The organism is Nonomuraea angiospora (genome assembly GCF_014873145.1).
Lineage (GTDB): Bacteria > Actinomycetota > Actinomycetes > Streptosporangiales > Streptosporangiaceae > Nonomuraea > Nonomuraea angiospora.
Genome location: NZ_JADBEK010000001.1, coordinates 12,814,189 through 12,835,577, shown reverse-complemented (window position 1 = coordinate 12,835,577; position 21,389 = coordinate 12,814,189). Strand labels below are relative to the sequence as shown.

The following is a 21,389-nucleotide window of genomic DNA, read 5'->3' as shown; positions in this document are numbered from 1 at the left end:
CCAGGTGGTTGGATCTGCGGTGTGGAGGCGTCGGTCGAGCAGCTCGTCTACGTCCGGGAGGACGAATACACCGTCGCGCGCATGAGCGCCGACGGCGAGCCCGACTTCGTGGCCACCGGGCGGGCGCTGGCGGGGGTGCAGCCCGGCGAGACGCTGCGGATCTTCGGCGAGTGGGGCCGCCATCCCCGCTACGGGCGGCGCTTCGCGGTCAGCGGGTGCGAGCGCATCGTGCCCTCGTCGGTCCGGGCCATCCGGATCTACCTGGGGTCGGGGCTGATCAGGGGCATCGGGCCGCGGCTGGCGTACGCGATCGTCGACCACTTCGGCGAGGCCACGCTCAAGGTGATCGACAGCGAGCCCGAGCGGCTCACCGAGGTCGTCAACATCGGGCCGCTGCGGCAGGGGCAGATCGTCCAGGCGTGGCAGGAGCAGAAGGCGATCGCCGCGCTGATGGTGACGCTGCAGGGGCTCGGGGTCAGCCCGCTGCTGGCGGCCAAGATCTACCAGGTGTTCGGGCAGGACGCCGACGAGGTGCTGGCCACGGACCCCTACCGGCTGATCGGGCGGGTGCGGGGGATCGCGTTCCGCATCGCCGACAAGATCGCGCTGCAGTCGGGGGTGCCCGAGCGCAGCCCGCAGCGGGTCAAGGCGGCGCTGCTCGACCGGCTGGAGGCGGCGGGCAGCCGCGACGGGCACTGCTTCGTGCCGGTGCCCGCGCTGGTGCGGGAGACGGCGGAGCTCATCGAGCAGGACCAGGAGCTGGTGCGCCCGGCGATCGACGCGCTCGTGGCCGACCGCCGGGTGGTCGTGGAGGCCGCGCCCGGCCAGCCGGGTCAGGCGGTGGCGTACGCCAAGCACGTGCACGGCAGGGAGGCGGCGCTGACCGAGCAGATCGCCCGGCTCATGCGGGCCCGCTCGACGCTCCCCCTGCGCTCCTTCCCCGACGACCCCGGGCTCCACGAGGACCAGCAGGCCGCCGTCAACATGGCCCTGACCAGCACCGTCTCCATCATCACGGGCGGCCCCGGGTGCGGCAAGAGCCACACGGTCAAGGCCATCGCCACCACGGTCAGGGCGGCGGGCGGCACGGTCACGCTCACCGCGCCCACGGGCAAGGCGGCCAAGCGCCTGTCGGAGCTGACCGGGCTGCCGGCGATGACCATCCACCGCATGCTCGCCCGCCAGCCCGATCCCGACCCGGAGACGCTGTTCGACGAGACGCCGTCGCAGGCCGACCTGATCGTGGTGGACGAGGCGTCCATGCTCGACCTCCACCTGGCCACCCGGCTGACGGCAGCCGTGCCGTCCGGGAGCCATCTGCTGCTCATCGGCGACGGCGACCAACTGCCCAGCATCGGGCCCGGCGACGTGCTCGCCGACCTGCTGCGCGTGGAGGCGGTCCCGCGGGTGCAGCTCACCCACGTCTTCCGGCAGGCGGGCGGCAGCGGCATCATCGACGCCGCCCACCGCATCCGCGCCGGCCGGCTCCCGGTCAGGACGGCCGGCGGCGGGTTCTGGTTCGAGGAGCTCGACGACCCCGCCCAGGTGGCGCGGCGGGTGGCCCACCTGGCGATGGTGGCGATCCCGCGCAAGCAGAACGTCGAGCCCGACCAGGTGCAGGTGCTGTGCCCGATGCGCAAGGGCGAGACGGGCGCCACGGCGCTCGGCCGCCTGATCCAGGACCAGCTCAACCCGGCCGCCGACGACAAGCCGGAGCACTGGTCGGGCGCGTCGGTGTTCCGGGTGGGCGACCGGGTCATGCCGATCCGCAACAACTACGACAAGGGCGTCTTCAACGGGGAGACCGCCACGGTGACGGCGGTCGTGCAGGAGGAGCGCACGATCGAGATCCTGACCGACGACGGTGAGCGGGTGCGCTACGGCTTCGACGAGCTCGACGACCTGACCCACGCCTACGCGATCAGCGTGCACCGCTCGCAGGGCAGCGAATACCCGTTCGTGGTGGCGCCCATCGTGGCCGAGTCGGGCGGGATCATGCTGCGCCGCAAGCTCCTCTACACGCTGGTGACCAGGGCGAAGGCGTGGGTGGTGCTGGTGGGCCAGCGGGAGGCGCTGGAGCTGGCCGTCCACCGGATCGGCCACCGGCGCAACACCGGCCTGGCCCGCCGCCTGACCCTCGCCCTGGAAGGCTAGCCCGGCGGCCGTCCTCGTCCGGGACGGGGACGGCCGCCGGGCTCAGCTCAGATGGCTCCCTTTCCGGCCACGTCCTCGGCCATGAGGGCCAGGACTTTTACGTGGCCGATGGTGAAACGCCGGGCACCTTCGGGCTGGGTGAGCGCGAGGCTCGACTCGGCCGCCGGGACCAGTGGCCCGCGCAGGGCTCGCATGATCTGCGCGCGCCCGGCCTCCGGCAGCCTTCGCAGGTCGACGGCTCCGAGACCGGCGCTGAGGACCAGCTCCAGGTGTTCTCTGGTGGCCGCGTCCTCGACGGCTTCCAGCAGGAATCCGACCACCCACTCGAACACCCCGAACGACGCGGTCCACGCGTACTCGTCGGAGACGAAGATGTCGTTCGCCATCAGCCACCCACGATGAAGACGTTGCGTCCCAGCGGTTCGATGAACGCCCTCACCGTCGCGATCTGGGCGGGCGAGAGCAGAGAGACGTCGACCGGCACGAACTGCGCCTTCCCCAGATGCGACTGGATCTGGCTCTGCAGGCCCGGCCAGCTCCGCTCGAAGAACTCCGCGCTGAGACCGCTGCCCACCGCGTCGTAGGACCGCCCGTACTGGTCGAACCAGTCCTCGCTGGTGCCGTTGGACCGGGTGAGCCGCACCCCGCGCTCGGACTCGATGCGGAGTGCGGTTTCCATCTCGGCTTTCCTGAATCCCTTCTGCGCCGCGTCCCAACCTAGCGCCCTGCGGCGTACCAACTCCACGAACTCGGCCCTGAGACTGCCGAGCGAGACCTTGGCGCCCTCGAGCGCCTCGAGCTCGCGCACCGCCTGGGCTTCGAGCCCGAGCACGGTCGCCTGGTCGAGGCCGGCCTCGGCCTCCAGGCCCGCCACGGCCTCCTCGGCGCCGACTCCCGTGCGCATGGAGTTGCGGAAGGCGAACACGCTCTTCGCGATCCTGCCGATGACCACCGGGCCCAGGATCTCGCCGGCCACCCAGGCGCAGCCCGAGGCCTTGAAGTTGGCGCAGTCGATGAAGTCGCCGAGCACGGCGTGCACCAGGTTGTTGAACGACTCCTGGATCACCTTCCGCACGTCCATGTGCAGCGTGCGGTGCTCGATGAAGTCGACGTCCTTGGCGAGCAGGTTGTAGCGGGTGCACTCCGCTTCGGTCGCGCTCGTCATCTGGCACGTCGCGAGGTTGTAGTACACCGTCCCGTGGATGTGCAGCGGGATGTCGATGTCGCAGGTCCCGTCGCCGCCCCAGCCGGTGGTGCACGACCCGCTCCAGGAGTCCACGGTCAGGTCGGTCGCCACCTCCGTCAGCGCGAAGCCGCCGTCCCAGGTGGCGATGCGCTGGCTGTCCTTGGTCTGCTGGTGTGCCTGCGCCTCGGCCCTGATCGCCGCGGCCTGCGCCTCCTCGGCGCTCTGCCGCGCGTTCTTGGCGGCTTCCTCCGCGGCGCTCGCGTCGGCTTCCGCCTTGGAGGCGACGTCGCGGGCGGTGGCGGCGTCCCGTTCCGCGGCGCTGGCGGCGTCGCGGGCCGAGGCGGCGTCCCGTTCGGCCTCGTCGGCCGAGTCGCGGGCGTCGCCGGCGTAGCCTTCGGCGGCGGTGGCGGCCTTGTCGGCGGCCGCGGCGTCGGCGGTGGCGCGGCGGTCGTACTCGACGGTGTTGGCCTCGGCCTTCACCGCCGCCTTGGCCGCCGCTGCCGCCTCGGCCGCCGAGGCCCGCGCCTGGGCAAGGGAGACCACGGCCTGGGCCGCGGATTCGGCCGCGTCGGCCGCCGCGGTGGCGGCCGCCTTGGCGTCGGCATCAGCCTGGGCCGCCAGCGCCGCGGCCTCGGCGGCGGCCTTCTTCGCCTGGGTGGCCTTGGCCTGGGCGACGGCGGCCTGCTGGGCGGCCAGCGTCTTGGACGCCTGGGCGGTCAGCACGGCCAGGCCCGCCGAGGCGTCGGTCTCCTTGTAGGGGGAGCCGAGCTCGATGGCGTCGTTGGCCGGTTTGATGACCTGGACGGAGGAGTCGCGGGCGGCCAGCGCCGCCTGGGCGGTGGCGTAGGCGAACCCGGCGGTCTTGACCGCGCTGACGTGCGCGGCGTCGGCCTCCTTGCGCGCGGCGATGGCGTCGGCCCTGGCTCTGACCGCGTTGGCCACGGCGGTCTTCGCGTACTCCTCGGCGTCGCGGACGTTGATGGAGGCGTCCCACGACGCCTGGATGGCGTCGGCCGCCGCGGCGTGGGCCTTCGTGACCTGCGCGTTGGTGATCGCCACGTCGCGCTGGGCCGCGTCGGAGGCGGATCTGGCGCGGACCGCGGAGGCCTCGGCCCGCGTGGCCGCCTCGCGGGCGGCGGCCGCGGCCGCGGTGGCCTGGTCGGCGGCGGCGCGGGCGTTGGTCGCGGCGGTGGTCGCCCGGTCGGCCGCGGAACGCGCCTGGGTGGCGGCGGTCCTGGCCCCCTCGGCGGCGTCGGTGCCCTCGGCGGCCGCGGCGTACGCCTCGCGGGCGGAGGCCTTGGCCTGCAGGGTGTCCCGGGTGCTCTCGGCCTCCAGGGCGGTGGTACGGGCCGCGGCCGCCTTGCGCTCGGCCTCCAGCGCCACCTCCTTCTTCTCGGCTGCCGTGTTGCCGGCTCCCTGGGCGGCGCTCAGCGCGTCGGCGGCCGTCTGCCGTTCGGACTGGGCCCGCTGTTCCGCGGCGGCGGCGTTGGCGCGCTGCTCGGCGGCGATGTTCTTCTGCCGCTCCGCGTTGTCGCGCTCGGCCTCGGCGATCTCCCGCTTGGCGCGGGCGTCGTCGGCCGCCGCCTTCGCCGTCTGCTCGGCAGCCTCGGCCCTGGCCTGGGCGTTCTTGGCCTTGGTCGCGTTCTCGGCCGCGAGGGCCGCTTGCGTGGCGGCGCCCTCGGCGGCGGCCTTGGCCTGCGCGGCGGCCTCCTCGGCGGCCATCCGCCGGAACTCCGCCCGCGAGGCGTGCGCCTGCGTCTCGGCCAGCGCCATCAGCGTCTTGCTGTCGGCGGCCGAGGCACGGGTGGCGTTGCCCGCCGTCTCGGTCGCCTTGGAGACGGCCTGCGTGGCGGCCGCCGAGGCGCGGGCCACCTGGACGGCCTGCTGTCCGTAGAGCAGGCCGCGCCCCCGTGGCAGCCCGGCCGCGTCGGCCAGGGCGTAGGCGGCCTGCTGGGCGGTCACCGCCGCGGCGGCGTGCCGCTGGGCCGACTGCGCGGCCCGCGAGGCGACGAACACCCGGCCCAGCGCCATGGCCTGGGCCTTGACGATGTCGTTCTTGACCTTGGCGAACTGCGCCGCGCTCGGGTAGGACAGGTCGTCCGGCGACTGCTTGAGCCAGTACGCCTGCCATTCGGTCAGCCGGCTGGCGATGATCGACTGGCCCAGCGCCTCGCCCAGGGCCTGGGAGGCGACCTGGAGGTCGGCGGCGGCCTCGGCCTCCTCCTTCAAAATGGAGTCACGCTGGGCGCGCTGGCCGTCGACCTCCTGCCGCCACTCCGCCGACGCCGTGGCGAACTCGGCGCCCAGCACCCCGTGCGGGTCCGGCGGGTTGGCGGTGGTGCAGGAGGCGTAGCGGGCCTTGAGGTTCTCGACGTCGACCCGGAACTCCATGCTGTCCGGATCGGGCGCGGCGGTCGGGAAGCCGCCGCGCTCCAGGAACGCCCGGGCGTCGTCGGCGTACATGGGGTGGTCGGCGGTCAGGTCCTTCCACGCCTGCCGCCCCTCCTCGTCGTCGCCGCCGGCGGGGTAACGCTCCTCGGCGATCTTGTTGACCGCGTCCACGGACTCCTTGGCGGCCCGCGGGGTCTGGTCGGCGTAGAAGTCGTCCTCTGTCTGCCAGTACTGGTTGGAGATCCAGCTGAGCAGACCCGCCTTGCTGAACGGGTTGTCCTTCGCCTCGATCGTCTGGAACGCGGCGTCCGTGTACCCCTTCGGGGGCGGGACGGCGAGCGAGTCCTCCCAGACGTAGTGCCGGTCGTTGAGCTCGTCCAGCTTGGCCCCGGTCCGCTCCTCGTCCTGGTCGAAGGCGGTGTGCAGCGGGGTCGGCGGGTCGGACCAGTACTCGTCGGCGGCGTTGCGCAGCAGCACGTCGTCGGTGCCGCCCAGCCCGGCGCGGGCGACGGCCTTCAGCTCCTGGCCGCCCCTGCGTTGCGCGGTGGTGAGCAGGCACTGGGCCGCGCGGACCGACGCGGCGTGCGCGAGGTCGTCCTCGGCGGCGGCGAAGGCGGCCGCCGGGCGGACGCCGGGCAGGGGCACCACCTGCGAGGACAGGACGGCGATGGAGGCGAGGGTCGCGGCGGCGGCGCGCAGCCAACCCGATAAAGGGCGCCGTGATGTGGTGGTGAGCATGGTCAGCTTTCAGCCGTGAATGGGATGGGAGGGGCTCAGAAGAAGGCGTTGAAGGCGTTCCAGCCCGCGTTGCCGATCTTCTCCTTGGCCGCGAAGGGGGCCGAGGCGACCCCGGTGCCCTTGAAGAGCCAGAGCGCGCCGGCGGAGTCGCGGGCGATCAGGTCGGCCTTGCCGTCCCCGCTGTTGTCGCCGGTCGAGACCAGGGCGGTGTAGGCGTCCCAGCCGGCGCCCGCGCTGACGCGGGCGCCCAGGATCTGGTTGGCGGTGACGCCGCCCGTCCCCGGATAGATGTAGAGGGTGCCGGCGGTGGTCCTGGCCAGCAGGTCGTTCTTGCCGTCGCCGGTGTAGTCGCCGTATCCGGCCAGGGCGTCCATGCCGTTCCAGCCGGCGGTCCCGGCCTGGACCCGGGCGGCGAGACCCCCGTCGGAGCGGCCCGGGTAGAGCCACAGGGCGCCGGCCGCGTCCCGCGCGATGATCTCGGGCGAGGCGCTGCTGCCCATGTCGCCCGGGGTCATGATCAGGTTGTACTGGTCCATGTTCGAGGCGACCGGCATGGTCGAGGCGCCGCGTTCGGCGGTGTAGTAGAGCTCGCCGCCCAGGCGGAAGAACAGGTCGTTGCCGGTGCCGTTCGCCGAGGTGGTGGCGCGCAGGATCGCGGTCGCCGCGGAGAAGCCGCCGCCGAGGTCGACGGGGGTCTGGAGACCGCCGGTGCCCTTGGGCTCGTAGGCGAGCAGGTGGCCGTCGCTCGCCCTGCGGACGAACAGGGGCAGCATCGGCGCGCCCGCCGCGGTGGCGGACGCGGCGGGCGCGGTGAGCAGCGAGGCCAGGACGGTGAGCAGAGCCAGCGCCGACAGGGTTCTGGCACGGGCTGACGCCCGGCGTAAGTATGTGGACATTCGACGCGACCTCGTATAAAGGATCTTTAAAGGACAGACCCGACCGTGGCGCAAGGCGCTACCGGATTGCTTCCGTTGTGCTTCCTGCGGGCGGCGTGCTCGCTCTGCCCGCAGGAAGCACAACGGAAGGGCGGCTCAGCCGCGGTCCGGCCGGGACAGCGACGTGGCGAGGAGCTCGGCCAGGTGGCGGGCCTGGCGGCCGGTGCGGGAGGCGGCGATCTGGGTGCGGCAGGAGAAGCCGTCCGCCAGGATCGCCTGGTCAGGACCCGCCGCCCGGACCGCGGGCCAGACCGACTCCTCCGCGCAGGCCACCGAGACGTCGTAGTGCGAGCGCTCGAACCCGAAGTTCCCGGCCAGGCCGCAGCAGCCCGCGTCCAGGACCTGCGTGCGGATCCCGAAGCGGTCGAGAACGGCGCGGTCGGCGTCGTAGCCCATGACGGCGCTCTGGTGGCAGTGCACCTGCGCCACCGCCTCCCCGCCCGAGGAGGCCGGGCGCCAGTCGGGCGCGCGCGACTCCAGCAGCTCGGCGAGCGTCAACGTGCGCTCCGACAGCAGCCGCGTGTCCGGCGTGTTGAGCAGCTCCGGCCCGTCGGCGCGGAACACGGCGGTGCAGCTCGGCTCCAGCCCCACCACCGTCGCCCCGGACTCCGCCCACGGCCGCAGCGCGCGCACGCTGCGGGCCAGCACCCGCCGCGCGACCCCGAGCTGTCCCGTGGAGATCCAGGTCAGCCCGCAGCACAGCGCCACCGGCGGCACGTGCACCTCGAACCCGGCCGCCTCCAGCACGCTCACCGCCGCCTGCCCGATGTGCGGGTCGAAGTTGTTCGTGAACGTGTCCGCCCACAGCACGACCTTGCCTCGCGTGCCGGGCCGCGCCGGGCCCCGCCGCTTGAACCAGTCGGTGAAGCGCTCCTTCGCGAAGCGGGGCAGCTCCCGCTCGGGCGCGACCCCTCCGACTGCCTTGACCAGCCGCGACAGGCCGGGCGCGTGCGCCAGGGCGTTGAGCGGGCCGGGCATGGTGGAGGCGAGCGCCGCCCACAGCGGCAGCCAGCCCATGGAGTAGTGCTCGCGGGGCCGGATGCGGCGCCGGTAGTGGTGGGACAGGAACTCGGCCTTGTACGTGGCCATGTCGACGTTCACCGGGCATTCGGACCGGCAACCCTTGCAGGCCAGGCACAGGTCGAGCGCGTCGCGCACGGCGGCCGAGCGCCAGCCGTCCGCGATCAGCTCGCCGCGCACCATCTCCCCCAGCAGCCGGGCCCGCCCCCGCGTGGAGTGCTCCTCCTCGCGCGTCACCCGGTAGCTGGGGCACATCACCCCGCCCTCGAAGGTGTCCTGGCGGCACTTGCCGATCCCGACGCACCGGGTGGCGGCGTGCCCGAACCGGCCGTGGTCCCCCTGGTAGTCGAAGGACTTCTGCCGGGGCTCCAGCGGGTAGAAGTGCCGCTGGGCGAGGTCCTGGTCGAGGCGGTTGGGGTGGACGAGCTTGCCGGGGTTCATCCGGTTGCGCGGGTCGAAGACGGCCTTGAACCGGCCGAACGCCTCCACCACCTCGTCGCCGTACATGCGCGGCAGCAGCTCGGCCAGCGCCTGCCCGTCGCCGTGCTCCCCCGACAGCGAGCCGCCGTAGGCGGCCACCAGGTCGGCCGCCTCCTCCGCGAACGCCCGGTATCGGGCGATCCCGTCGTCGGTGTGCAGGTCGAGCGGGAGCCTCCCGTGTACGCAGCCCTGTCCGAAGTGCCCGTACAGCGCCGACTCCGCGTAACCGTGGCGGCGCAGCAGCTGCTCGTAGTCGCGCAGGTACGTGCCCAGCCGCTCGGGCGGCACGGCCGCGTCCGACCAGCCCTCGTACGTCTCCCGCCCCTCCGGCGGGTACGCCTCCACGCCCAGGCTGGCCTCGCGCCAGCGCCACAGCTCGTCCTCCTTGGCCGGGTCGCCGAGGAAGGTGTGGGTCGCGTGCTCCCCCACGTCGCGCATCAGCCCGTGGGCCCGTTCGAGCGCCTCCTCGGCGGTGTCGCCGCCGAACTGCACCAGCAGCCACCCCCGCCCCTCCGGCAGGTCGCGCAGCGCGGGATCGTCGGGGCGCTCCTGGCGGGCGAGCCGGCACATCCGCTCGTCCATGGCCTCCAGCGCGAGCGGCCGGTGCCCGGCCACGGCGGGGACGGCGTCGGCCGCCGCGAAGATGTCCTCGAAGCCGAGCACCGCCAGCGACCGCGCGGCCGGCCTCGGCACCACGGCCAGCTCGGCGCGCAGCACGGTCACCAGCGTGCCCTCGCTGCCGACGAGGGCGCGGGCCAGGTTGAAGCCGTTCTCGGGCAGGAGCTGGTCGAGGTTGTAGCCGGAGATGCGCCGCTCCAGCTTGGGGAAGCGGGCGCGCACCAGCTCCATGGTGTCGTCGCGCAGCTCGCGCAGCTGCCGGTAGATCTGGGCGGGCCGCCCGCCCTCGGCCTGGATCCTGGCGTACTCGTCGTCGTCGGTCGGCCCGACCCACATGCGCACGCCGTCGTAGGTGAGGATCTCCAGCCGCAGCACCGACTCCGACATCTTGCCGTACGCCTGCGCGGACGCCCCGCACGAGTTGTTGCCGATCATGCCGCCGATGGTGCAGGTCGGATGGCTGGACGGCCGGGGCCCGACCATCAGTCCCTCCGGCTCCAGCGCATGGTCGACCGCGTCCAGCACCGCGCCGGCCTGCACCGTGATCCGCCTGCCCGCGACGTCCACGGACTCGACCGCGCCGCAGTGCTTGGACCAGTCGATCACCACGGCCTCGTTGCAGCACTGCCCGGCCAGGCTGGTGCCGCCGCCCCGCGACAGCACCGGCACGTCGCGGGCCCGGCACGCGGCCACCGCCGCCACCCCGGCGTCGAGCGTGTAGGGCACCACCACGCCGATGGGCACCTGCCGGTAGTTGGAGCCGTCCCGCGCGTAGACGGCGCGGCTGCCGGTGTCGAACCGGATCTCGCCGTCGACCGTCTCCTCCAGCCGCCGCCGCAGCGGCTCCACGTCGATCTCGCGCGGCCGGCGCGGGCGCGCGGCCGGTGTCCTGACCAGACTGTCCATGGCTTCGCCCGCCATCGTCCGCCGCCCCGCCCTAGACGCCGAGCAGATCGGTGAGGTCGTCGGCGTGCTCCTCTTCCTCTTCGAGGATCGACTCCATGAGCCGCCGCGTCGTCGGATCTCCCTCGCCCAGCCAGCGGATGATCTCCTGGTAGGTGGAGATGACGATGCGCTCGGCCCAGAGGTTCGCCTCCAGCAGGCCGCGCAGGTCGGTGTCGTCGGGGACCTGGTAGTCCGTGTGCGAGCGCTGCACGAGGCTGGCGGGGTCGAAGTCCGGCTCCCCGCCGAGCTGGCTCACGCGTTCGGCGGCGCGCAGCGCGTGCTGCAGCTCCTCCTGGGCGTGCTCGGTGAACTCCGCCGACACCTGCGCCCGGTCGATGCCCTTGGCCGAGATGGCGTGCCTGGTGTACCTGAGCCAGCACACCACCTCGGTCGCGATGACGTCGTTGAGGATGTTGATGACCTTCTGCGGGTCGCGCCCGAAGGTGCCGGTGATCGGCCCCTCGTCCATCTTCTGCCGCACCTGGTCACGGATCCTGGTGACGTCCAGCACGAAGTCGTCGGTGTGGCTCATGTCTGTCCTGTCCTTCCCCCGGGAAAAGGAGTTCCCCCAGGTCAAAGGTAACTTTGCGGGACGTCGCAGGCGGGCTGCGACACCCGGGGACGGACGCGTCGAAACCCGGTTGACGGGCGCGGGATCATGGCGGTGATGGACGAACGACGCTTGATACGCGTTTCCAAATACCTGGCCAGGCACCTGCGGCACGACCCGGGGCGCATCGGCCTGGCGCTGGACCCGGGCGGGTGGGTGCCGGTGGACACCCTGCTGCGGGCGGCGGCCGAGCACGGGTTCCCGATCACCGCCGCCGAGCTGTGGAAGGTCGTCGAGGCCAACGACAAGCGGCGCTACGCGATCGAGGACGGCCGGATCCGGGCGAACCAGGGCCACTCGGTGCCGGTGGATCTCGACCTGCCCGCCGTGTGCCCGCCCGAGGTGCTCTATCACGGCACCGTGGGCCGGTTCCTGGCGGCGATCGAGGCGGAGGGGCTGCGGCCCATGAACCGGCACCACGTACACCTGTCACCCGACCGGGAGACGGCGACGCGGGTGGGGGCCCGGCGGGGCGTGCCCGTGGTGCTGGTGGTCGCGGCCGGGGCGATGCACGCCGACGGGCACGAGTTCCGGGTCAGCGCCAACGGGGTGTGGCTGGCCGACCACGTGCCGACCGGCTACCTGCGCTTCCCCTCCTGACGGCGGGCGCGCGGGGCGTCGCGGGCGGCCGTCAGCTCTGCCGGCGTGCGCGCAAAGTGTCGCGGGCGGCCGTCAGCTCTGCCGCCGGGCGTGCAGGGTGTCGCGGGCGGCCATGAGCGCGAAGCCGAGCAGGTTGGCGCCCTGCCACGCGGCCGGTGACGCGGCCCGCTCGTCCGAGGCCGCCAGCCCGATGCCCCACACCCGGTCCAGCGGGCTCGCCTCCACCAGGACCCGGCCCGACGTGCCGAGCAGGAACTCCGCCAGGTCGTCGTGCGCCCCGAACTTGGCGAGGTTGCCGCGCACCACGATGCCGAAGCGGTGGGCGTCCCACGTGGGCTCGTCGAAACCCCGCACGGTCCGGCCCAGCGCCTTGGCCTCGCCCGGGTGGGCGGCCTCGAGGATCTTGTCCGCGCTCTCCCCGTCGCCGAACAGCCACGCCTTGTGCGCCATCATGTAGTGCTCGGCCGAGGCGTAGGTGTGGCCGTCCTCCATGAAGGTGACCGGCCACCACTGGCTGAGGCAGCCCGGTCCGACGCCGCCGTCGCGGGCGGGCTGGTGGCCCCAGAAGTACAGGTATTTGACGTGCCGGCCGGACCGCTCGGCGGCGATGGCCTCGTCCACGGTCATGGGAAGTTCGTCGGACATGTCCCCATACCTTACGCTCGCGAGCCCGCTCTCATGAGGCGCTCGGCGATCTCGCGCAGCACCGGCACCAGCTCGGGCGGGTCGAGCACCTCGAAGTCGAAGCCCTTGGCCGCGACGTGGATCGCCAGCTCCTCCAGCGAGTCGGAGCCGGCCTCGAACAGGCACGTGCGCGCGTCCACCGCCGACAGCCGCCCGGCCCCCGGCGAGGTGCGCGGCGCGACCGCCTCCATGGGCGCGTGGAAGAGGACGCGCGCCCGGTGGCGGTAGGGCGCGGAGGTGATGGCGCGCGAGACGTACGCGGCCGCGTCCTCCTGGGGCATCGCACGCGGCGTGAACCGGGCCCCCGGCTCCCCCAGGGGACCCTCGATCCGGTCCACCCGGAACGTCCGCCAGTCCTCCTTGGCCACGTCCCACGCGAGCAGGTACCAGCGGCGCGGCGTGTGCACGAGCCGGTGCGGCTCCACCTCGCGCGCCGTGACGCCGTCCCGCCCCCGGTGGTGCAGCCGCAGGCGCCGGTGGTCGCGGCAGGCGGCGGCGAGGCCGGCCAGCACGTCGGCGTTCACCTCCGGGGCCGCCGCGCCCGCCAGCGGCACCGTCGCCGCCTGGAACGCGCTCACCCGGTGCCGCAGCCGCGACGGCAGCACCTGGTGGAGCTTGGCCAGCGCCCGCAGCGCGACCTCCTCCAGCCCGGCGACGCTGCCGGTCGCGGCCGTCCGCAGGCTGATCGCCACGGCCACCGCCTCCTCGTCGTCCAGCAGCAGCGGCGGCAGCGCGGCGCCCCTGCCGAGCCGGTAGCCGCCGGCCACGCCGGGGGTGGCGGCCACGGGATAGCCGAGCTCGCGCAGCCGCTCGATGTCGCGCCGCACGGTGCGCAGGCCGACCTCCAGCCGTCCGGCCAGCTCGGCGCCGCTCCAATCGGTGCGCGACTGGAGCAGGGACAGCAGGCGGAGCAATCGCGCCGAGGTCTCCAACATGAGGGTGATTCTGCCGGACATCGGTGCCAGAACCTGTCACCAATTCCTTCTACTGTCGCGGACATGACGAACAGCGACCTGTCCCCCTATCGCATCGACATCCCGCAGGCCGACCTCGACGACCTGCGCGAGCGCCTGCGGCGTACGCGCTGGGCGCCCGAGCTGCCCGGCGCCGGCTGGGAGCGCGGCGTGCCCACCGGCTACCTGCGCGACCTGGCCGGCTACTGGGCCGACGGCTTCGACTGGCGCGCCCAGGAGTCGGCGCTGAACGCGTACCCGCAGTTCACGACCACGGTCGACGGCGCGGACGTGCACTTCCTGCACGTCCGCTCCGTCGAGCCGGGGGCCACCCCGCTGCTGCTCCTGCACGGCTGGCCGGGCTCGGTCGTCGAGTTCCTCGACGTCATCGGCCCGCTCACCGACCCGGTCGCGCACGGCGGCGCCGCCGCCGACGCCTTCCACGTGGTCGTCCCGTCGCTGCCCGGCTACGGCTTCTCCGGCCCGCTGCCCGGCACCGGCTGGACGGACGGCCGCACGGCGGCCGCGCTCGTGGAGCTGATGTCCCGGATCGGGTACGAGCGCTACGGCGTCCAGGGCGGCGACGTGAGCGCCTTCATCGCTCCCCTGATGGGGAGGGCCGCGCCGGATCACGTCATCGGCGTGCACGTCAACGGGCTGCTCACCTTCCCCGACCCGGCGGTGATGGGCTCGCTGAACGAGGCCGAGCAGGCGCGGATGGCCGGGATGCGGGAGTGGCAGGACCAGCTCGGGGCGTACATGCGGTTGCAGGGCACCCGGCCGCAGACCCTCGCCGCCGCGCTGCACGACTCCCCGGCCGGGCAGCTCGCCTGGATCGTGGAGAAGTTCAAGGACTGGACGGATCCCGCGGCCAAGCTGCCCGAGGACGCCGTGGACCGCGACCGGATCCTCACCGACGTCAGCATCTACTGGTTCACGCGGACGGCGGGGTCGACGGCGCACACGTACTACGAGCGGTTCAACGACGTCGGCGCGTGGGCGCCCAAGGAGCGGGGCACGGTGCCCACCGCGGCGGCCGTCTTCCCGACGGACTTCTCGGTGCGCCCGCTGGCCGACCGGGTGCACAACGTGGTGCGCTGGACGGAGTTCGGCCGCGGGGGCCACTTCGCCGCCCTGGAGACCCCGGACCTGCTGGTGACGGACCTGCGCGAGTTTTTCCGCGGGCTGCGCTAGGGCAGCTCGGCGAAGCGCTCGATCTGCTCGGTCCGGCCGGAGACGAGGACGACGTCGCCGTAGGACAGCTCGGTCTCGGCGGTGGCGTAGGTGAACTCCTCGCCCGGCGCCTTGACCGCCACGATGGTGACACCATATTTGCGGCGCAGGTTGGAGCGGCCGAGGGGGACGCCGACGTATTCCTTGGGCGGGGTGGTCTTGGCCAGCGCGAAGTCCTCGTCCACCTGCATGTAGTCGAGCATGCGCCCGCTCACCAGGTGGGCCACCCGCTCGCCCATGTCGTGCTCGGGGAAGACGACGTGGTGGGCGCCGATGCGGCTCAGGATCCGGCCGTGCTGGGTGCTGATCGCCTTGGCCCAGATGTCGTTGATCTCCAGCTCGACCAGCAGCGAGGTGGTGAGGATGCTGGCCTCGATGTCGCTGCCGACGCCCACCACCGCCTGGTAGAAGTCGGGCACGCCGAGCTGGCGCAGCGCCTCCAGGTCGGTGGCGTCCGCGGTCGCGATCTGCGTGATCCGCCCGGCCAGGCTCTGCGTGACCTTGGGCCGGTTGTCGATGGCCAGGACCTCGGTGCCGCGCCGGGTCAGCTCCAGCGCCAGCGACGTGCCGAACCGGCCGAGGCCGATGACCACGACGGGGTTGTTGTCAGCCAACGATGACTCGCTCCTCGGGTAGCTCGTAATGTCGGGAGCGCCGGTTGAGCGCCAGCGCGGAGCCCATGGTGAGCGGGCCGATCCTGCCGATGAACATCAGCACCGTCAGCAGCAGGTGACCGGCCGTGCCCAGGCTCGGGGTGATGCCGGTGCTCAGCCCCGCCGTGCCGAACGCCGCGACCACCTCGAACAGCACCTGGTCGAGGCCGTGCGGGGTGAGGGCGAGCAGCACGTACGTGGACGCGGCGACCAGCGTGACGCCCAGCACCGTGATCGTGACGGCCTGGCGCTGCGTGGCCTCGGGGAGCCTGCGATGGCCGATGTTGACCCGGCTCTCGCCGCGCACCTCGGCCCAGACGACGAACGCCAGCAGCCCGAACGTGGTCACCTTGAGCCCGCCCGCCGTGCCCGCGCTGCCGCCGCCGATGAACATCAGCACGTCGGTGGCCAGCCAGCTCGACGGGTACATCTGGGAGATGTCGAGGGTGTTGAACCCGGCCGAGCGCGGCATGACCGCGGCGAAGAACGCGGCCAGCAGCTTGCCGGGGTCGTCGAGCGCGCCCAGCGTGCGGGGGTTGCGCCACTCGGTCATCAGGAAGACCAGGGTGCCCAGCACCAGCAGGGTGACGCTCACGCCCACGGTGACCCGGGTCAGCACGCTCCACCTGCGCGGGTGGCGCCAGGAGCGGGCCAGCTCGAACACCACGGGGAAGCCGAGCCCGCCGACGATGACCACGAGCGCGACGGTCAGGCAGATCCACGGGTCGGCGACGAACCGCATGAGGCTGTCCGGCCAGAGCGCGAACCCGGCGTTGTTGAAGGCCATGACCGAGTGGAAGGCGCCCAGGTAGGCGGCCCGGCCCAGCGGCTCGCCGTAGCCGATGACGAACCGGGCGGTGAGCACGACGGCGGCGAGGGCCTCGCAGACGAGGCTGAACAGGACCACCTTGAGCACCAGGCGGCGCACGTCGCTCATGCTCAGCGTCTTGGTCTCCGCCTGCGCCGCGATCCTGGCCCGCAGCCCGAGCCGGCCGGAGACGAGCAGGGTGAACAGGGTGGCCATCGTCATGATCCCCAGCCCGCCCACCTGCACGAGCCCCGCGATCACCACCTCCCCGAACACCGACCAGTGCGACTCGGTGTCCACGATCACCAGCCCGGTGACGCAGACGGCCGAGGTGGCGGTGAACAGGGCCACGACCCAGTCGGCGGGCGCTCGCTCGGTGGTGGCGATCGGGAGGGTCAGCAGCACGGTGCCGAGCGCGATGGCCACCCCGAACCCGGCGGCCACGACCTGCGCGGGGTGCCGGAAACGGGTCAAGAACGACGGCATCATGCTCATCACCTGGCCCCGCAACACAGGTCACGCATCGAGAGCGCCTCCCCCGTCGAACCCCAGCCTGCATCCCAGCCGACCAGACTTCCCGGCGCACCGCGCACTACCGTAACAGGCCCGGGTGACGCCGGCGCACTTACGCGTCCTTGACGCCGATCGCACGCTTTCTTGACGGCCCGACGCGGGAGGCGGCGGCGACGTAGGCTGGGCGCCGGAGGCCACTGATGCGCGCACGCGATCTCGCCGTCGACTTCCCGACGGCCACTCTGGACACCCCGGCGCTGGAAGCCGCGAAGCTCCTGGCGGAGCACGACCTGCCGGGGCTCATCCTCGTCGACCCCGACGGGCGACCCCTCAGCATCCTGCCCGGCACCCAGGTGCTGCGGCTGGCGGTGCCCGCCTACTGCCAGGACGACCCGGCGCTGGCCCGGGTGGTGGACGAGGCCCACGCCGACCTGTTCCTGCGGCGGCTCGGCGGCAAGACCGTGCGGGAGTGCCTGCCCGAGCAGCCGAAGGAGCTGCCGGTGGCCGACCTGAAGGCCACGGTGCTGGAGCTGGCGGCGCTGATGGCGCGCACGCGCAGCCCGCTGGTCGCCGTGGTCGACGGGGGCCGGCTGGTGGGCGCGGTCACGCTGCAGTCGCTGCTGGACCACGTGCTGGAGGTGTGACCCCCGCGGCGTCGTAGGGTGGTCGCATGGCCAAGAGCGCGGCGCGACAGCCCGTACCCACCCGGCGTGCGGACGCCGAGCGCAACATCGCCGCGATCCTCGAAGCCGGCACCAGGTTGCTCAGCGCCGACCCCGCGGCCAGCGTGGCGGACATCGCCAAGGCCGCCGGCGTGGGCAGGGTGACGCTCTACGGCCACTTCCCCTCGCGCGAGGCGCTCGTGGACGCGGTGCTCGACCACGCGGTCGAGGTGGCGGACGCGGTGCTGGCCGACGACTCGCTCGACACGGCGCCCGCGCCCGAGGCCATGGCGCGGCTGCTGCGCTCGTCGTGGGAGGTGCTCGACCGGCACCGCCGGCTGTTCCTGGCCGCCGACCGGGTGCTGGCCACCGAGCGGATCAGGGAGCACCACGAGAGGCCGCTGCGGCGGGTGGAGCGGCTCGTCGTGCGCGGGCAGCGCGCGGGCGTCTTCCGTACGGACCTGTCGCCGGGGTGGCTGGTGACGACGTTCTTCTCGATCATCCACAGCGCCGCGCAGGAGCGGGAGGCGGGGCGGCTCGCGCCCGAGGAGGTCGAGCAGGTGCTGGTCAAGACGATGCTCTCGCTGCTCGCCCCCGCCGAGAGGCCCGCCCGGCCGTAGTCCCACCCGCCCAGCGCACGGGTTCTCGCGTCCTCAGCATGCCCTACCCACGTATGGTTTCTGCGTGCTAACTTGAACATCAGTGTTCGAGTTAAGGAGGATATCCGATGAGCCTTGATACGGCTCCCGCCGGGCGGCGCACCGGCGGGTGGGGTGTGCTGGTGCTGCTGTGCCTGGCCCAGTTCATGCTGATCGTGGACATCACCGTCGTGCAGGTGGCCCTGCCGACCATCGGCGCGGACCTCGCGCTCGGCCGCGAGTCCCTCACCTGGGTCGTGACCACGTACACGCTCTGCTTCGGCGGGCTGATGGTGCTCGGCGGGCGGCTCGCGGACGCGCTGGGCGCCCGCCGCACGCTGCTGGCGGGCCTGGGGCTGTTCACGGCGGCCTCGCTGCTGTGCGGGCTGGCCGGCAGCGGCGCCGCGCTCATCGCCGGGCGGGCGCTGCAGGGGGTCGGCGCGTCGCTGCTCTCCCCCGCCGCACTGGCCGTGATCACCACCACCTTCACGGGCGAGCGGCGCGGCCGGGCGCTCGGCGTCTGGGCCGCCATCGGCGGCACCGGGGCGGCGCTGGGCGTGCTGGTCGGCGGCGTGCTGACCGCCGGGCCGGGATGGGCGTGGGTGTTCTTCGTCAACGTCCCGATCGGGCTGGTGGTGCTGGCGGCCGTGCCCGCCCTGGTGCCGCCCGCGCGCGGGCGGGGCGAGCGGGTCGACGTGCCCGGCGCGCTGGTGGTCACGCTGGCGACGGCGCTGCTGATCTACGGGTTGGTGACGGCGGGCGACGCCGGCTGGGGCGCGGCGGGCACGGTGCTGCCGCTGGCCGGGTCGGTGCTGCTGTACGTCCTGTTCGTGGTGGTCGAGCGGTCGGTACGCTCACCGCTGATGCGCGCCGAGACCCTGGCCAGGCGGCCGGTGATCTCGGGGACGTTCGTCATGCTGGTGGCGACGGGGCTGATGCTGGGGCTGTTCTTCCTCAGCTCGCTCTACCTCCAGCACGTGCTGAGGTTCAGCGCGCTGGAGACGGGCCTGCTCTTCCTGCCCGTGGCGATCGCGATCACCGTCGGGGCGCAGGCCGGCGGGCATCTCCTCGGCAGGCTCGGCGGGCGGCCCGTGGCGGTGGCGTCCTTCGTGCTGACCGCGGCGGGCGCGGCGCTGATGACGCGCATCTCGCCGGACGCGAGCGCGTACACCACGCTGCTGCCCGGCTTCGTCCTGGCGGCGCTGGGCATCGGGCCGGCGTTCGTGACGGCCACCACGACGACCATGGCGAACATCCCGCCCGGCGAGAACGGCGTGGCCTCCGGCGTCATCAACACCTTCCACGAGCTCGGCGGCTCGATCGGCGTGGCGGTCGTCTCGACGGTCGCCGCGTCGAGCCTGGTGCCCGGCCCGGCGGGAGGCGTCGGAGGTTTCGTCGCGGGGCTCACGCTGTGCGCCGTCGTCGCGGGGGTCGCGGCGGCCGTCTCGCTGGGGCTGGTGCCGCCGGGCCGGCCGGCCGCGGCGTTCGTCGGTCACGGCCACGGGCACTGACGGGGGCACTGACGGGGGCACTGACGGGGGCAGGGCTGCCGCCGTCCGGGAAAACCCGGGATATCGCCAACGACTCCGGCGCATTATCCTTCATTGATGGTCAACTTAAGCCGGGCGAGAGCGGTGAAGGCATAGATGCCGCGACTGAGGCTGGCGCACCAGCAACTGCCCGGCGTGACCGTGATCGCCGTGATCGGTGAGATGGACGCCGGCAACCGCGCCCAGCTCGAGGCGTACATCGCGCAGGTCCAGCCGGCGCCCGCGGGGAGGCTGGTGTTCGACCTGTCGGAGGTGCCGTTCATGGACAGCTCGGGCCTGCACGTCCTGCTGACCTGCGCCACCAACTGTCTCAAGGACGGCGGCGCGGTCCACCTGGCCGCCGTCCAGCGCATGCCCGCCCGGCTCTTCGAGCTGACCGGCATCATGGCCCACGTGCCCGTGCACGACACGGTCGAGGAGGCCATCACCGCCGCCCTGGCCTCCTAGGAACGCTCCACCCGGGCGGGCTCCGGCCGCCACTCGCGGACGTTGCCGCCCGTCCAGCGGTCGAGCAGCTCGGCGTCGTGGCTGACGGCCAGCACCCCCGCTCCCGTGCGCTCCCGGTACGCCTCGATCCGGGCGACCAGGTGCGCTTGGGTCGAGGCGTCGAGCATGGTGGTCATCTCGTCGCAGATCAGGTAACGCGGTTCGAGGGCCAGCGCCCGCGCCACGCAGGCCCGCTGGAGCTGCCCGTCCGACACCTCGTGCGGCCGCCGCCCGTACAGCTCGGGCGTCAGCCCCAGCTCCTCGGCCAGCCGGTGTGCCCGCGCCGGCGGGAGCCGTGCGGCGCGCAGCGGCTCGGTGATCACCTCCAGCAGCGTGAAGCGGGGGTCGACGGCGAGCCGGGGCTGCTGGAAGACCAGGCCGATCGAGGTGCGCCGCGGGGCCCGGTGCCGCCACCGCGTCACCGGCTCGCCGTCGAGGGTGACGGTGCCCGCCGACGGGCGCAGCAGCAGGGCCAGTACGCGGGCCAGGGTCGACTTGCCGCACCCGCTGGGCCCGGCCAGCCCGAGGACCTCGCCGGGCCGTACGGACAGCGACACCCCGTCGAGCACGCGGCGACGGCCGAAGGTGACCGTGATCCCGGTGGCGTCAAGCATGATGGCAGGCCACCCCTTTCGCGTCGGTGGCGGGCAGGTCCGAGCAGGCGGCCGTGGCCAGCGCGCAGCGGGGCCGGAAGGCGCAGCCGTCCGGGAGCCGGGTCAGCTCGGGCGGCAGGCCCGGGATCGGGACGAACCGCCGCGACGGCAGCGCGTCCAGCAGCCCCCGCGCGTACGGGTGCCGCGGCCCGGCGAAGAACGCGCCCGCCTCCGAGCGCTCCACGACGCGGCTGGCGTACATGACCGCGATGTCGTCGGCCACCCGCTCGGCGGCGCGCAGGTCGTGCGTGATGACCAGCACCGCGCGGCCCTCGTCGCACAGGCGGCGCAGCTCGGCCATGGTCGCGTCCACGAGGGGCCGGTCCAGGCCGGTGGTGGGTTCGTCGGCCAGGATCAGCGGCGGGTCGCCGGCCAGGGCGAGGGCGTTGGCGACGCGCTGCGCCATGCCGCCCGAGAGCTGGTGCGGGTAGCGGTCGAGGTCCTGCGGGCGCAGGCCCGCGCGTTCGGCGAGCGCGTCGGGGGTCTCGGCGCGGCCGAGCTCGCGCAGGGCCTCGGCGAGCTGGGCGCGGGCCGTGCGCACCGGGGTGAGGTGGGCGGCCGGGCTCTGCGGGACGAGGCCGATCAGGCGCCCGCGCACCCGCCGGGCGAGCGTCTTCTCGGACGCGGCCACCAGGTCCAGCGGGTCCTGCCCCGGCACGTCGAGCCAGGCGTGGCCCGTGACGGCGGCGTTGCCGGGGAGCAGGCCGAGCAGGGCGTGCGCCATCACGGACTTGCCGCACCCGGACTCGCCGACCAGGGCCAGGCAGCGGCCCGCGGGCAGCTCGAAACGGGCGTCCGTGACGGCGTGCACGACCGCGCCGGGGATGCGGAAGCGTACCGACAGCCCGTCCACGCGGAGTCTCACAGCGTCGGATCTCG

General features: G+C 73.4%; 18 protein-coding genes. 7 read left to right on the top strand and 11 right to left on the bottom strand.

The features are described 5' to 3' along the window. Positions 1–21 precede the first annotated feature (21 nt). Positions 22–2,154, top strand: a complete 2,133-nt coding sequence (gene recD2, locus H4W80_RS58820; RefSeq protein ID WP_318787578.1) for an SF1B family DNA helicase RecD2 — start codon at positions 22–24, stop codon at positions 2,152–2,154. Between the two features lie 47 nt (positions 2,155–2,201). Here recD2 and H4W80_RS58815 read toward each other — a convergent pair whose 3' ends face one another. From H4W80_RS58815 to H4W80_RS58795, 5 genes are all read right to left on the bottom strand, one after another. Further along, the gene (locus tag H4W80_RS58815; RefSeq protein WP_192792969.1) at positions 2,202–2,540 is read right to left on the bottom strand and encodes a hypothetical protein; all 339 of its coding nucleotides are present in this window, start codon (positions 2,538–2,540) and stop codon (positions 2,202–2,204) included. Continuing rightward, on the bottom strand, positions 2,540–6,469 hold the full coding sequence (locus H4W80_RS58810; RefSeq protein WP_192792968.1) for a hypothetical protein: 3,930 nt from the start codon (positions 6,467–6,469) through the stop codon (positions 2,540–2,542). Before H4W80_RS58810 ends, H4W80_RS58815 begins: the two co-directional genes overlap by 1 nt. Positions 6,470–6,504: 35 nt before the next feature. Beyond that, on the bottom strand, positions 6,505–7,365 hold the full coding sequence (locus tag H4W80_RS58805) for a VCBS repeat-containing protein (RefSeq protein WP_192792967.1): 861 nt from the start codon (positions 7,363–7,365) through the stop codon (positions 6,505–6,507). Between the two features lie 135 nt (positions 7,366–7,500). Then, positions 7,501–10,428: an FAD-binding and (Fe-S)-binding domain-containing protein gene (locus tag H4W80_RS58800; protein WP_192792966.1), complete on the bottom strand. Its 2,928-nt coding sequence runs from the start codon at positions 10,426–10,428 to the stop codon at positions 7,501–7,503. Between the two features lie 31 nt (positions 10,429–10,459). After that, positions 10,460–10,999, bottom strand: a complete 540-nt coding sequence (locus tag H4W80_RS58795) for a DUF892 family protein (protein ID WP_192792965.1) — start codon at positions 10,997–10,999, stop codon at positions 10,460–10,462. A 135-nt stretch (positions 11,000–11,134) separates the two neighbouring features. Between H4W80_RS58795 and H4W80_RS58790 the strand changes: the two genes are divergently transcribed. After that, the gene (locus H4W80_RS58790) at positions 11,135–11,677 is read left to right on the top strand and encodes an RNA 2'-phosphotransferase (RefSeq protein ID WP_192792964.1); all 543 of its coding nucleotides are present in this window, start codon (positions 11,135–11,137) and stop codon (positions 11,675–11,677) included. A gap of 72 nt (positions 11,678–11,749) precedes the next feature. Here the strand turns inward: H4W80_RS58790 and H4W80_RS58785 are convergent, their stop codons facing one another. Beyond that, the gene (locus tag H4W80_RS58785) at positions 11,750–12,322 is read right to left on the bottom strand and encodes an NADAR family protein (protein ID WP_192792963.1); all 573 of its coding nucleotides are present in this window, start codon (positions 12,320–12,322) and stop codon (positions 11,750–11,752) included. A gap of 11 nt (positions 12,323–12,333) precedes the next feature. Continuing rightward, entirely contained in the window at positions 12,334–13,296 is a 963-nt protein-coding gene (locus H4W80_RS58780; RefSeq protein ID WP_192792962.1) for a helix-turn-helix transcriptional regulator, read from the bottom strand. Between the two features lie 63 nt (positions 13,297–13,359). Here H4W80_RS58780 and H4W80_RS58775 point away from each other — a divergent pair, with 63 nt between their 5' ends. Continuing rightward, complete coding sequence (locus H4W80_RS58775) at positions 13,360–14,508, top strand: epoxide hydrolase family protein (protein ID WP_192792961.1); 1,149 nt, start codon at positions 13,360–13,362, stop codon at positions 14,506–14,508. On the opposite strand, the gene H4W80_RS58770 is transcribed toward H4W80_RS58775, so the two are convergent. Next, positions 14,505–15,161 (bottom strand): potassium channel family protein, encoded by a 657-nt coding sequence (locus tag H4W80_RS58770; RefSeq protein WP_192792960.1) that lies wholly within the window; start codon positions 15,159–15,161, stop codon positions 14,505–14,507. The two genes, H4W80_RS58775 and H4W80_RS58770, sit on opposite strands and share 4 nt — an antisense overlap. After that, entirely contained in the window at positions 15,154–16,494 is a 1,341-nt protein-coding gene (locus tag H4W80_RS58765; RefSeq protein WP_192794411.1) for a TrkH family potassium uptake protein, read from the bottom strand. Before H4W80_RS58765 ends, H4W80_RS58770 begins: the two co-directional genes overlap by 8 nt. 227 nt (positions 16,495–16,721) lie before the next feature. Between H4W80_RS58765 and H4W80_RS58760 the strand changes: the two genes are divergently transcribed. The 4 genes from H4W80_RS58760 to H4W80_RS58745 all read left to right on the top strand — a co-directional run bounded on the left by H4W80_RS58760 (position 16,722) and on the right by H4W80_RS58745 (position 19,818). Beyond that, complete coding sequence (locus tag H4W80_RS58760; RefSeq protein ID WP_192792959.1) at positions 16,722–17,165, top strand: CBS domain-containing protein; 444 nt, start codon at positions 16,722–16,724, stop codon at positions 17,163–17,165. 26 nt (positions 17,166–17,191) lie between these two features. Further along, complete coding sequence (locus tag H4W80_RS63255; protein ID WP_192792958.1) at positions 17,192–17,803, top strand: TetR/AcrR family transcriptional regulator; 612 nt, start codon at positions 17,192–17,194, stop codon at positions 17,801–17,803. Between the two features lie 107 nt (positions 17,804–17,910). Then, complete coding sequence (locus H4W80_RS58750) at positions 17,911–19,332, top strand: MFS transporter (RefSeq protein ID WP_192792957.1); 1,422 nt, start codon at positions 17,911–17,913, stop codon at positions 19,330–19,332. Positions 19,333–19,467: 135 nt separating this feature from the next. Further along, positions 19,468–19,818 carry an STAS domain-containing protein gene (locus H4W80_RS58745; protein ID WP_192792956.1) on the top strand — a complete coding sequence of 117 codons (351 nt, stop codon included), beginning with the start codon at positions 19,468–19,470 and terminating at the stop codon, positions 19,816–19,818. On the opposite strand, the gene H4W80_RS58740 is transcribed toward H4W80_RS58745, so the two are convergent. After that, the gene (locus H4W80_RS58740) at positions 19,815–20,471 is read right to left on the bottom strand and encodes an ABC transporter ATP-binding protein (protein ID WP_192792955.1); all 657 of its coding nucleotides are present in this window, start codon (positions 20,469–20,471) and stop codon (positions 19,815–19,817) included. The two genes, H4W80_RS58745 and H4W80_RS58740, sit on opposite strands and share 4 nt — an antisense overlap. Continuing rightward, on the bottom strand, positions 20,464–21,375 hold the full coding sequence (locus tag H4W80_RS58735) for an ABC transporter ATP-binding protein (protein WP_318787577.1): 912 nt from the start codon (positions 21,373–21,375) through the stop codon (positions 20,464–20,466). The genes H4W80_RS58740 and H4W80_RS58735 overlap by 8 nt, the downstream gene beginning before the upstream one ends. Positions 21,376–21,389: the final 14 nt, after the last annotated feature.

Bases quoted from the DNA above. Each gene is read 5' to 3' on its own strand.
- H4W80_RS63255 (WP_192792958.1), top strand. From the start codon at position 17,192: ATGGCCAAGAGCGCGGCGCGACAGCCCGTACCCACCCGGCGTGCGGAC.
- H4W80_RS58745 (WP_192792956.1), top strand. From the start codon at position 19,468: ATGCCGCGACTGAGGCTGGCGCACCAGCAACTGCCCGGCGTGACCGTG.
- H4W80_RS58805 (WP_192792967.1), bottom strand. From the start codon at position 7,365: ATGTCCACATACTTACGCCGGGCGTCAGCCCGTGCCAGAACCCTGTCG.
- H4W80_RS58775 (WP_192792961.1), top strand. From the start codon at position 13,360: ATGACGAACAGCGACCTGTCCCCCTATCGCATCGACATCCCGCAGGCC.
- H4W80_RS58765 (WP_192794411.1), bottom strand. From the start codon at position 16,494: ATGCCGTCGTTCTTGACCCGTTTCCGGCACCCCGCGCAGGTCGTGGCC.
- H4W80_RS58790 (WP_192792964.1), top strand. From the start codon at position 11,135: ATGGACGAACGACGCTTGATACGCGTTTCCAAATACCTGGCCAGGCAC.
- H4W80_RS58810 (WP_192792968.1), bottom strand. From the start codon at position 6,469: ATGCTCACCACCACATCACGGCGCCCTTTATCGGGTTGGCTGCGCGCC.
- H4W80_RS58760 (WP_192792959.1), top strand. From the start codon at position 16,722: ATGCGCGCACGCGATCTCGCCGTCGACTTCCCGACGGCCACTCTGGAC.
- H4W80_RS58750 (WP_192792957.1), top strand. From the start codon at position 17,911: ATGAGCCTTGATACGGCTCCCGCCGGGCGGCGCACCGGCGGGTGGGGT.
- H4W80_RS58795 (WP_192792965.1), bottom strand. From the start codon at position 10,999: ATGAGCCACACCGACGACTTCGTGCTGGACGTCACCAGGATCCGTGAC.
- H4W80_RS58800 (WP_192792966.1), bottom strand. From the start codon at position 10,428: ATGGACAGTCTGGTCAGGACACCGGCCGCGCGCCCGCGCCGGCCGCGC.
- H4W80_RS58815 (WP_192792969.1), bottom strand. From the start codon at position 2,540: ATGGCGAACGACATCTTCGTCTCCGACGAGTACGCGTGGACCGCGTCG.
- H4W80_RS58740 (WP_192792955.1), bottom strand. From the start codon at position 20,471: ATGCTTGACGCCACCGGGATCACGGTCACCTTCGGCCGTCGCCGCGTG.
- H4W80_RS58780 (WP_192792962.1), bottom strand. From the start codon at position 13,296: ATGTTGGAGACCTCGGCGCGATTGCTCCGCCTGCTGTCCCTGCTCCAG.
- H4W80_RS58785 (WP_192792963.1), bottom strand. From the start codon at position 12,322: ATGTCCGACGAACTTCCCATGACCGTGGACGAGGCCATCGCCGCCGAG.